The organism is Paracoccus sp. (in: a-proteobacteria), from assembly GCF_046462195.1.
Lineage (GTDB): Bacteria > Pseudomonadota > Alphaproteobacteria > Rhodobacterales > Rhodobacteraceae > Paracoccus.
Window position 1 is genome coordinate 18323 of the sequence record NZ_JBKGUN010000100.1, and the last position, 10580, is coordinate 28902.

13 protein-coding genes, 1 tRNA gene and 1 pseudogene are annotated in these 10580 nt (G+C 63.1%); 9 read left to right on the forward strand and 6 right to left on the reverse strand.

The genetic code is table 11. From position 1 onward, the window contains the following. Nucleotide 1 precedes the first annotated feature (1 nt). The 6 genes from ACLHHB_RS06365 (at nt 2) to ACLHHB_RS06390 (ending at nt 5484) form a co-directional block, all read left to right on the forward strand. Nucleotides 2-892, forward strand: a complete 891-nt coding sequence (locus ACLHHB_RS06365) for an aldo/keto reductase family oxidoreductase (RefSeq protein ID WP_410217439.1) — start codon at nt 2-4, stop codon at nt 890-892. Next, nucleotides 889-1398 carry a flavin reductase family protein gene (locus tag ACLHHB_RS06370; protein WP_410217440.1) on the forward strand — a complete coding sequence of 170 codons (510 nt, stop codon included), beginning with the start codon at nt 889-891 and terminating at the stop codon, nt 1396-1398. The genes ACLHHB_RS06365 and ACLHHB_RS06370 overlap by 4 nt, the downstream gene beginning before the upstream one ends. A 64-nt stretch (nt 1399-1462) precedes the next feature. Next, on the forward strand, nt 1463-2056 hold the full coding sequence (locus ACLHHB_RS06375) for a TRAP transporter small permease (protein WP_410217451.1): 594 nt from the start codon (nt 1463-1465) through the stop codon (nt 2054-2056). Beyond that, the gene (locus ACLHHB_RS06380) at nt 2056-3348 is read left to right on the forward strand and encodes a TRAP transporter large permease (protein ID WP_410217441.1); all 1293 of its coding nucleotides are present in this window, start codon (nt 2056-2058) and stop codon (nt 3346-3348) included. Before ACLHHB_RS06375 ends, ACLHHB_RS06380 begins: the two co-directional genes overlap by 1 nt. Nucleotides 3349-3371: 23 nt before the next feature. Further along, complete coding sequence (gene dctP, locus ACLHHB_RS06385; protein ID WP_410217442.1) at nt 3372-4430, forward strand: TRAP transporter substrate-binding protein DctP; 1059 nt, start codon at nt 3372-3374, stop codon at nt 4428-4430. Between the two features lie 28 nt (nt 4431-4458). Beyond that, on the forward strand, nt 4459-5484 hold the full coding sequence (locus ACLHHB_RS06390; protein WP_410217443.1) for a YeiH family protein: 1026 nt from the start codon (nt 4459-4461) through the stop codon (nt 5482-5484). A gap of 43 nt (nt 5485-5527) precedes the next feature. Here ACLHHB_RS06390 and ACLHHB_RS06395 read toward each other — a convergent pair whose 3' ends face one another. Continuing rightward, nucleotides 5528-6028, reverse strand: a complete 501-nt coding sequence (locus ACLHHB_RS06395) for a ferritin-like domain-containing protein (protein ID WP_410217444.1) — start codon at nt 6026-6028, stop codon at nt 5528-5530. A 90-nt stretch (nt 6029-6118) separates the two neighbouring features. After that, a complete protein-coding gene (locus ACLHHB_RS06400) occupies nt 6119-7297 on the reverse strand; it encodes a zinc-dependent alcohol dehydrogenase (protein ID WP_410217445.1) in 1179 nt (392 codons plus the stop codon). A gap of 149 nt (nt 7298-7446) precedes the next feature. Here ACLHHB_RS06400 and ACLHHB_RS06405 point away from each other — a divergent pair, with 149 nt between their 5' ends. Then, the gene (locus ACLHHB_RS06405; protein ID WP_410217446.1) at nt 7447-7809 is read left to right on the forward strand and encodes a hypothetical protein; all 363 of its coding nucleotides are present in this window, start codon (nt 7447-7449) and stop codon (nt 7807-7809) included. Here ACLHHB_RS06405 and ACLHHB_RS06410 read toward each other — a convergent pair whose 3' ends face one another. From ACLHHB_RS06410 to ACLHHB_RS06425, 4 genes are all read right to left on the reverse strand, one after another. Continuing rightward, the gene (locus ACLHHB_RS06410; RefSeq protein ID WP_410217447.1) at nt 7810-8181 is read right to left on the reverse strand and encodes a hypothetical protein; all 372 of its coding nucleotides are present in this window, start codon (nt 8179-8181) and stop codon (nt 7810-7812) included. A 17-nt stretch (nt 8182-8198) separates the two neighbouring features. Then, a tRNA-Sec gene (locus ACLHHB_RS06415) sits at nt 8199-8294 on the reverse strand. Nucleotides 8295-8426: 132 nt separating this feature from the next. Further along, nucleotides 8427-8681 carry a tyrosine-type recombinase/integrase gene (locus ACLHHB_RS06420; RefSeq protein WP_410217448.1) on the reverse strand — a complete coding sequence of 85 codons (255 nt, stop codon included), beginning with the start codon at nt 8679-8681 and terminating at the stop codon, nt 8427-8429. A 349-nt stretch (nt 8682-9030) separates the two neighbouring features. Next, the gene (locus tag ACLHHB_RS06425) at nt 9031-9252 is read right to left on the reverse strand and encodes a hypothetical protein (RefSeq protein WP_410217449.1); all 222 of its coding nucleotides are present in this window, start codon (nt 9250-9252) and stop codon (nt 9031-9033) included. Nucleotides 9253-9480: 228 nt separating this feature from the next. Between ACLHHB_RS06425 and ACLHHB_RS06430 the strand changes: the two are divergent. Then, nucleotides 9481-9657 (forward strand): annotated as a pseudogene (locus ACLHHB_RS06430) (RusA family crossover junction endodeoxyribonuclease); the annotation flags it as partial. A 410-nt stretch (nt 9658-10067) separates the two neighbouring features. Continuing rightward, complete coding sequence (locus tag ACLHHB_RS06435) at nt 10068-10424, forward strand: hypothetical protein (RefSeq protein WP_410217450.1); 357 nt, start codon at nt 10068-10070, stop codon at nt 10422-10424. Nucleotides 10425-10580: the final 156 nt, after the last annotated feature.

The window sequence follows — 10580 nt, forward strand, 5'->3', positions numbered from 1 at the left end:
CATGGACCGCGTGAGTCTGACTGATGATGTAAGCCTGTCGCGGCTTGTTTACGGCATGTGGCGGATCGGGGACGATGTCGACACATCGCCCGCCCATGTGCGCGCCAAGATCGATGCCTGTCTGGAACAGGGCATCACCACCATGGATCAGGCCGACATCTATGGCGACTATGGCGCCGAAGCGATCCTGGGCGCGGCGCTGCGGGACGCGCCGGGTCTGCGCGACCGGCTGGAGATCGTGACGAAATGCGGGATCGTGGCGCCTTGCGGCCGCAATGCCGATGTGGCCTGCAAGCATTACGACACGACGCGCGCCTATATCGAGGGGGCGGTGGAGCGGTCCTTGCGCGATCTGGGAACGGATCGGGTGGACCTGCTGCTGATCCACCGCCCGGATCCCCTGATGGATGCGGACGAGACGGGGGCGGCGCTGGACGCGCTTGTGGCCTCAGGCAAGGTGCGCACGGTCGGCGTGTCGAACTTTCGCCCCTTTCAGGTCGAGCTGCTGCAAGCCTCGATGCAGGCGCGGCTGGTCACGAACCAGATCGAGATCTCGCTGGCCGCGCTGTCGCCCTTTACCGACGGCGATTTGGGTTTCCACCAGCGCCGCCGCGACCCTGTCATGGCATGGTCGCCGTTGGGCGGGGGGCGGCTGATGACGGAGGACAGCCCGTTGACGCAGCGGATGGATGCGGTCGCTGTCGAGCATGGGGTGGACCGGTCCGCCGTGGCGGTGGCGTTTCTGCTGCGCCACCCGGCAACGATCCTTCCGGTGCTGGGCACCAATTCGCTTGCGCGGATCGCGCGGATCGCCGATGCCCGGAAGGTGCAACTGAGCCGCATCGAATGGTTCCAGTTGTATGAGGCCGCATCGGGACGAGAGGTGCCATGAACCTGAGCCAGGACGCCCGCAGCTTTGTGCCCGACGCGCATAACGGGCGGATGCTGCGCGACGCATTCGGCCGCTTTGCGACTGGGGTGACGGTGGTCACGACCCAAGGGGCGGACGGTTGCGTGGCGATCACCGCGAACAGCTTTTCCTCGGTATCGCTGAACCCGCCGCTGGTCCTGTGGTCGCCCGCCCGCAGTGGCGCCCGTTATCCGGTCTTTGCCGCGGCCGAGCATTATGCGATCCATGTTCTGGCCGCCGATCAGGCCGAAATGGCTTGGGCCGTTGCGCGCAACCGCGACGCGCTGGAAGGACGCACGATGGACCTGAACAACGAGGGCGTGCCCGTGCTGGAACGCTGCCTGGCACGGTTCGACTGCCGCCGTTTTGCCCTGCACGAGGCGGGCGATCATGCGATCGTGGTGGGTCATGTGCTGCGAGCGACGCTGAGCGATGGTGAACCGCTGGCCTTTTATGCCGGAAAGATTGCCAGCATCGCCCAAGACTGAACGGATACCGCCCGAGGTGGAGCGGGACGGCATCGACAAAGGGGAGGAGGCTTGAATGAGCCTGATGGGGGGTTTGGTCCGGCCATTGTCCTGGATCAACGAACATGTGCTGAGGATCGGACGGGGGATCGGCATCGCCGCCATTGCGGTCATGGTTGCCGTGACCATCCTGCAGGTCTTTTGCCGCTATGTGCTGAACAGTGCACTGGCCTGGCCGGACGAGGCGGCGCGGTTCTGCATGCTGTGGATGACGGGATTGATGGCGCCCACGGCCTTTCGGCGCGGCGGCTTTGTCGCCATCGACGTGCTGCCGGTCATGCTGCCGTCGGTGCTGGCGCGGCTGTTGAACCTGGCGCTGCTGGGAGTGTCGATGGTGGTCCTGGTGGTGGCGGTCCAGATCGGTTGGCGCGAGGTGACGGGCCTGGGCGGGCGCTTTGCCTCGGCCTCGCTGTTCCTGCCGGTCAGCCTGGATCTGTCGGAATGGTACCGGGTGCCGCGGTCCTGGATGATGGCCTCGATTCCCGTGGGGCTGGTCCTGCTGATCATGGTGAACCTGGAGCTGATCGGGCGCAACCTGGGCGAACTGACCGGCGCGCGCGACCTGCCGCCCATTTCGTTGGGTGACGGGATGGACACGGGCATCCGGGGGGTCGATTGATGGCGCTGATCTGGTTCCTGCCGCTGTTCCTGATCTTTCTGCTGATCGGGCTGCCGGTGTTCTTTGGCATGCTGGCAGCCCCCGGCATCCTGTTGTGGCTGAACGGGCAGGAACGCGACCTGACGCTGCTGTACCGCAACCTTTACAACGGAATCGACAGCTTTCCGCTGATGGCGATCCCGTTCTTCATGCTGGCCGGAGAGGTGATGAACCGGGGCGGCATCACCACCCGCCTGGTCGAGTTCGCCCAAGCGCTGATGGGCCATTTCCGGGGCGGGCTGGCACATGTGAACGTGCTGTCCTCCATGCTGTTCGCGGGCCTGTCGGGGTCGGCTGTGGCCGACACCTCGGCGCTTGGATCCATGCTGATCCCGGCGATGGAAAAGCAGGGCTATACCCGCAAGTTCGCGGCGGCGATCACGGCGGCCAGTTCGGTCATCGGCCCGATCATCCCGCCGTCGGGGATCATGATCATCTACGCCTATGTGATGGGCGAAAGCGTGGCGGCGCTGTTCCTGGCAGGCATCGTTCCCGGCATCCTGATGGGCGTGGGGCTGATGAGCGTCGTCAAGCTGATGGCGGACCGGTACGACTTCCCGGTGGCGTCGCGCCGCTATACCTGGCCCGAGCGGGGACAGGCGAGCCTGAAGGCGTTCTTTCCGCTGATGACGCCGGTGATCATCCTGGGGGGCATCCTTGGCGGCGTCTTTACCCCGACCGAGGCCGCGGCGGTTGCGGTGCTTTACGCGCTGGTCATCTCGCTGTTCGTTCTGCGCACGATGACCTGGCGCGAGTTGCCGGACGTGCTGGGACGGGCGGGGCTGACATCGGCCGTGGTCCTGCTGCTGGTGGGGGCGGCGATGTCGTTCAAGACGGTGGTGTCGCTCTCCCACACGCCGCAGATGATGGCCGACTGGATCCTGACGCTGACGGCGGATCCGCTGCTGCTGCTGCTGCTGATCAACCTGCTGCTGTTCGGCGTGGGGATGTTCCTGGACGCCGGCCCGGCCATCATCATCCTGGCACCGATCCTGGGGCCGGTCTTTACCGGCATGGGCGTGGACAGCGTGCATTTCGCCATCATCATGTGCGTGAACCTGACGGTGGGGTTGGCGACGCCGCCCATGGGACTGGTGCTGTTCGTGGCCGCCGCCGTATCGGGCGAGCGGGTGATGACCATCGCCCGCGCCATCCTGCCGTTTCTGGCGGTCGAGATCGCGGTGATCTTCCTGATCACCTATGTCCCGGCCATTTCCATGACCATCCCGCGCCTGACCGGGTTCGCGAACTGATATCAAGATAAGGGAGGACCACCATGTTCAAGACAAGCCTGACACTGTTGACCGCGCTGACCCTGTCGGCAGCCGTGCCCGCAATGGCGCAAGAAGCGGAGTACACCATCCGGGCTGTCGCCAACTCGAACGAGAGCGACGAGGATTTTGACGGCCTGCAGGTTTTCAAGTCGCATGTCGAGGCAGCGTCCAACGGGGCCATAGCCGTCGAAATCTATATGGGAACGCAGCTGTGCTCCAACGGGGCGGAGTGTCTGCAGGGCGTGGCGGACGGGTCGATCGACGTTTACATTTCCACGTCGGACGGGGCGGCGGGTCTGTTCCCCTATGTGCAGGTGCTGGACCTGCCCTATATCATGGCAGACGACCGGGTCGCCGAGCGCGTGCTGACAGGTGATTTCACGCGTCAGTTGCGCGACATGGCATTGGAGGATTCCGGCGGCATGCTGCGGCTGATGACCATCGGCAATACCGGCGGCTGGCGCAACTTTGCCAATACCCAACGCCGTATCCAGACGCCCGAGGACATCGCGGGCCTGAAAATGCGCACCGTGGTGGCCGACCTGCCGCAAGAGCTGGTGCGGGCGCTGGATGCCTCGCCCACGCCGATTCCCTGGGCCGAACTGTTCACCTCGCTGCAGACGCGGGTGGTCGAGGGCACGGCCAACGGGATCACCGACATCATGTCAATGCGTTTTCCCGAGGCCGGTTTGAACTACCTGACGCTGGACGGGCATGCCTACATGGGCGCAATGTGGTGGATGTCGAATGAGCGCTTCATGTCGATGCCTGAGGAGATGCGGGCCATCGTGGTGGACGGCTTCTACCAATTGCAGCAGGCGACCTTTGCCTCACCCAAGCGCAAGTCGATCGCGGCCTATGAGGAATTCGTGGCAGGGGGCGGCGACCTTTACGTGCCGTCCATGGCCGAAAAGGCCGCCTTCACCGAGGCTGCTGCGCCTGTCTATGAATGGTTCACCACCAATGTGGACGGCGGCGAGGAGATCTTAGCCAGCTTCCGCCGGGCGGTCGAGGAGGCCGAGGCGGAACTGACCGAGGAACGCGCAAGGGACATCCAGTGACCTTGGACCTGTCAATGAAAGGGGCCTCGTGGCCCCTTTTGCACGCATGACAGCGTGGACACAGGTCTGGGCCGCGCGGGGACGACATCTGGGGCCGGGCGTGACACTGGCTGTGGTCGTCGCCATGGCGGCGCAGTTTCTGTCAGGACATTATGGCGTTCCGGTGATGCTGATGGCGATCCTGCTGGGCATGCCGCTGCATTTCCTGGCCGAGGACGAGCGGGCCGGGCCGGGTATCGAATTTGCGGCGCGCGGCCTGTTGCGCATCGGCGTCGCCCTGCTCGGATTGCGCGTATCGGTCGACATGGTGCGTGACATCGGTTGGCCCTTTGTCGGGCTGATCACGCTGTCGATCGCCGGGATCATCCTGTCATCGGTGCTGCTGGCGCGGCATCTGGGGCGGGACCGGGCCTTTGGCCTGCTGACGGGCGGTTCTGTCGCGATCTGCGGCGCTTCGGCGGCAATGGCCATCGCCTCGGTTCTGCCTCTGCACGAAACGACCGAACGAGACCTGTCCTTTACCGTCATCACCGTCACGGCCCTGTCGACAGTCGCCATGATCCTCTACCCGACGCTGGCGGCAGGGCTGGGGCTGGATGCCCATCACAGCGGGTTGTTCCTGGGCGCGACCATCCATGATGTCGCGCAAGTCGTGGGGGCGGGATATTCAATGTCGGACGAAACGGGCGACGTGGCCGCGGTCGTGAAGCTGATCCGCGTCACGATGCTGGCGCCCGTGGTGCTGATCGCGGCACTGGCAATGCGCCGTTCCCATTCGGGATCGAGCCATCGTCCGCCCTTGTTGCCGGCCTTCGTGCTGGGCTTTCTGGTGCTGGCAGCAGCCAATTCGCTCCACCTCATCCCGCCCTTGGCCGTCGAAGGGGCATCGACGCTGTCGCGCGCCGTCCTGGTGGCTGCCGTGGCGGCCGTGGGGATGAAGACATCGCTGGCGCGGCTGGCGGATGTGGGGCCAGCGGCGATCCTGCTGCTGCTGGGCCAGACAACGGTGCTGGCCGTCATCGTGCTGGTTCCGCTGGTTCTGGGCGTGATTTGACACGGGGGTGCCCCGCCCCAGCTGGGGCAGGGCAGGGACCTGATCAGGCCGTTTCCTGGATCGCGGCCGGGTTGGCAGTGTTTTCGCCCAGCATGGTCAGCTTTTCGTCGGTGGACATTTCTTCCTGCAGGGTCTGGTCCAGCAGCGATACGGCCTCGTCCATCTTCAGCAGTTGAGCCCAGGACTTGAGCGTGCCGTAACGGGCCATCTCGTAATGCTCGACCGCCTGCGCAGCCGCGACCAGACCGGCGTCGAGGGCGGGCGAGCCCTTGAACTCTTCCATGATCTCCTCGCCTTCGGCGACGATGCCCTCGATGGCATCACAGGTCTTGCCGCGGGCGGGCTTGCCGATTAGTTCGAACACCTGCTGCAGGCGGTCGACCTGACCCTGGGTTTCCTCGCGGTGCTGCTGGAAGGCGGCCTTCAGCTCTTCGGACTGCGCGGCGCGGGCCATCTTGGGCAGAGTCTTCAGGATCTTGCGCTCGGCGTAATAGATGTCCCGCAGCGTGTCGTGGAACAGGTTTTCCAGCGTCTTCGTGGCCATGATGAATTCCTTGGTCTGAGAGACGGGCCTTGGCCCGGGGCCTATTCAACCGAGGCCCGAGGGCTTTGTTCCCACGGGCCCGGGCAATCGTCAGCCGTGCGGGCGCATGACCACCTTGATGCAGCCGTCGGCCTTGTCGCGGAACGACTTGTAGAGGTCAGGGCCTTCGGACAGGTCGGCGCGGTGGGTGATCAGGAACGTGGTGTCGATCCTGCCCTGTTGCACCATCTCCAGAAGCTGCGGAAGGTAGCGCTGGCAATGGGTCTGGCCGCTGCGCACGGCCAGCGCCTTGTTCATCAGCGCCCCCATCGGCAGCTTGTCAACCATGCCGACATACACGCCGGGGATCGAGATCGTGCCCCCCTTGCGGCAGCACATGATCGCCTCGCGCAGGACCGAGGGGCGGTCCGTGCCCAAGTACAGGGCGGTCTTGACGCGGTCCACGCGTGCCATGATGCCGCTGTCCGCCGCCGCCTCGGTGCCGACGCAGTCGATGCAACTGTCGGGACCGCGCCCGTCCGTCATCTCCATCAGCGCTTCGTAGATATCGACCTCGCTGAAATCCAGGGTTTCGGCGCGGCCATGATCCCGTGCCATCTGCAGGCGCTCGGGCACCTGATCGATGGCGATGACACGGCCTGCGCCCTGCAGCCAGGCAGAAAGGATGGCCATCTGGCCGACCGGGCCGCATCCCCAGATCGCAACGGTGTCGCCTTCCTCGATGTTGGCGTGTTCGGCGGCCATCCAGCCCGTAGGGAGGATGTCGGACAGGAAAAGGACCTGTTCGTCGTCCAGACCTTCGGGAACGGCAATGGGGCCAACACTGGCATAAGGAACGCGCAGATAGTCGGCCTGCCCACCGGCATAGCCACCCAGCATGTGCGAATAACCGAACAAGCCTGCGGGAGAATGGCCCATGGCGGTCTTGGCGACCTCGGCATTGCGGTTGGAACGGTCACACAGCGAATAAAGCTGCTTCTTGCAGAAATAGCATTGCCCGCAGGACAGGTTGAAGGGAACGACCACGCGATCGCCCTTCTTGAACTTGCTGTGAGTGGCGCCTGTTTCGACCACTTCGCCCATCGATTCGTGACCCAGCACGTCACCTGATTCCATGGTTGGCATGCAGCCATCCATCAGGTGCAGGTCGGACCCGCAGATCGCGCAGGCTGTCACCTTGATGATGATATCGTCGGGTTGTTCGATACGGGGGTCTTCGACCGTGTCGTGGCGGATGTCGTTCTTGCCATGCCAAGTCAGCGCTTTCATAGCGGTCTCCCTGTTGGTGTTTTCGGCTGCGGCGGTGGCCCGCGCCTTGTGGGGGTCTGAACCGCAGGAACGGGTGATGGTTCCAGATGACCGCAGGGGAACCGCCCCGTCGGCAGGACGTTTGGTGGCAGTAGCACGAGGCATCTGCCATGACATGTTCATTCAAGACCACCCTATCCCTGGCTGCCCTTCTGGTCGGTCTGGCGGCCCCGCTGTCGGCGCAGGTGACGCCGGCCGGAGCGCCGCCCGCAGAGGAACGGCTGAGTGCCGCGCCCGCGTGTCCTGAGCCGGCGACACAGGCGGAACCCGCAACACAGCCTGACGCATCCGAGGACGGCACGGCACCCGAGAACACGGGCACGACCGGCTGGACAGGCGGTACCGGCGGATCGCAACTGGGCACGAACATTCAGGGCGCGGTGGAGAATTCACCAACTTGGCAACCGCCGACCGCCCGCGGATTGGACCTCAAGGGTACAGCTGAAGCGGTAGTCTCCGAAGCGGCCTGCTGATCAGACCGCGTCGTCCAGGCGCAACCGCAGCCCGTCGCGATTGAGAAACTCGGACTCTCGGATCAACCCGCGATCGCCTTGCAGTGCCTTGAGGAGCGAGGCGAGGCGACTGCGCGCGATGTCATCCGCCACCAGCCCCTCACGGCCCGCACGATAAAGGGCGACGGCATCCCAATGCACACCTGCTCCGTCCAGATGTGCAGCAAGGGTCCGCCAGTCCAGATCATCGCCAATCACATGCAGATGGGCTGAACGCAGCAACTCGACCCGGCCTTCGGGAAGTCCCAACAGCACCATCATCAGGGTAAACCCTTGGGTTTCCGCCCAAGTGTCGGCCAGCCATTCGTCGAAGTCAGTCGCGTGTTCGGTCATGCCGGGCCTTTGGATGGTGGCGGAAGGGAATGGGAGTCGAACCCACCCGGGACAGGCTCGCTGCCCCAACCGGAGTTGAAGTCCGGCCAAACCACCAGGTTTGTTTCCCTTCCGTAATCTTGCGCATCAACAAGTTAGCCGGTTGCTGCGCAAGGTGCAATTGGACGCTTCGCAACATTCGGGCGACATGCATCTTTGTCCCCGGTAGGTTCCCGGCGTTCTTGCGCCTCGGTTGCGCGGGAATTTTACCGCGCCGCTCCAGCGTAGTAGGCCACCATGCTGCGGCTGGAATGGACCGTTACCGCTATTAGGAGGTCGTCCGAGCAGCCAAGCGCCGCAATCTCATGGGCGATCGTGTGGCGCAGGGCATGCATGTCGTAGGCTTCAGCTTCAATGCGCTTCCGTATGACCATCATCATGCCCCAGGCGACGTCATAGCTGGCCGGCTTGCCGTTGGGCTGAGCGCAAACTATCATTCCCGCCTTCGGATTGGCCTTCAACGTGGTGTGCAGATCCGCGATCAGTGGTATTCAAAGCGCCGCTCAGGTTTTCCCCTGCCGGACATCTATGCCGCTCCGAAATGTCGCTCCAACGCATCCGCAGCACATCACCAATCCTCCTACCGGTTCCTAGCAGAGGTTCAAAGATAAGTCTGTGGCGGTTGCCCTGCTCTGCTGCCGCCCGAAAAGCACCGATCTTGTCTTGCGGCCACAGAGAGCGGGGCGCGGTATCTTCCTTGAGCATCCCCGTCCCACGGCGAGATTCTCTTGGCTCCAGCCTCTGTCGATCGCATTCTCGAACATAACGCGGATCACCTGGATAATACAGCTAGCGAAGCGAACAGCGTCCTTATTGGTATCTTATGCCCGGATCACGTCGTTCCGCTGCATCCGGTCCGCCGACAGGTGGCCAAGCTTCGGCAATCGCCTCGGGCAGATAGTCCAGATCGTCAGGATCGACAGAGAGAAGTTCCTCGGTGAGCGGGAAGGCGTAGACATCCAGCCGGACCAAGAAGAAATGTTTGGCACGGCTCCCGATGACGAAGGCGGCGATTACAAAGAGGACGACCATCGCCAGCTCCCCAAGCCATCGAACTTCGACCGTTGGCCGAGTTCACAATACCCGGCAAGCAAAAACCTCGCTCAGCTATCGTTGCCGGCCGCGCGCGGGTCCACACTCCCAAGGAGCTGTCAGCTTCGAAAGCAAAGCTGCATAGACCGCGCGGCCCCTCCTTCCGGCTCCTATCGAGGGTGCATCATGGTTATACTTGAAATCCCTAAGGCGTAGAGCAAGCGCAAACAGGCAGAGGGCCAGTACCACACGCAGAAGCCGGACAGCGACAAGATCGAACGGGCCTGTGCCGATGGCCTGAGCCGCATTGCATGGCGTGATGACTGCCATGTAGCCGACGCGCGCTGCGTGAAGCGATGGGGTCAGTACGGACAAACATATGTTCAAGTTGAGGCGCTCACGTAATGAGCCACAAGGTCGTCACTTTGTATGTAGCCGGATCGTCGGCAGTGCCGCGCAAAAGGCTCTTCTCGTCAACATGGCAGACAGGCCAGTGACGGAAGCGAAGGGGTCTCCGCAAGGGGGGCGACCATTGCGGCAGAGACTGAGCAAGGCGTTAGCACTGTGCACGCGCCATAAGCGAGCTGCTCGCACGTGTTCTCATTGTGGAGGTCGGTCATAAGGCTTTCTTGAACGGTCATATGGTCGTCTACGACATGAACCTCGTGGCGTTTGCCGCGCTCGATGAGTGGAAGCCCAAACAAAGTTCATCACGAACCTCATCCAGAGCGGACCGGGAGCGGACTGCAACCCAGTCCTGAGTGGACCCCAAACCATCCTTAAATCAGGAGAAGCAGGAGGAGGGCGCGCGTGCGATGCACGTTGAATTCATACTCATCTCAAAACTACCCACACTTCTAAGATTTGATCATCATGGACAAACGCTCCAATACCGGCTGAGCCCGGATGCGGCCTTCACCGTAGCACGCTGGCAAATCAACCTTGGCCTGTCAGCAGATGAGATACCGCACTTCGTTTTCGGCAATATGCGCGCCCATGGCAGCGCGGCCAACGGCCCCAAAACCCTTACCCGCCATATGCAGGACTTTGCCGCCGCAAAAATACGCCGTGACTTGAGCCTACTCAACCGTCTCAATTATCCCGTTCCGCCGCCGATCGCCCCGCCGGCCACCGTATCCAAGCCGAAATTCCGGAAAAAGTACCATCAGTGACCAGTCAAGCCGCGCATGCCGATCTGTCGATACGCTTCAACAACTGGCTGAACCGCTTCTACCCGCCGCGCCAGATCGCTAACAACCTGCAACCCATGAGCTGCTGTCTGTTTTGTGGGCATCAGGTCAAGCTGGCCTGGCGTGTGCCTCGCACTT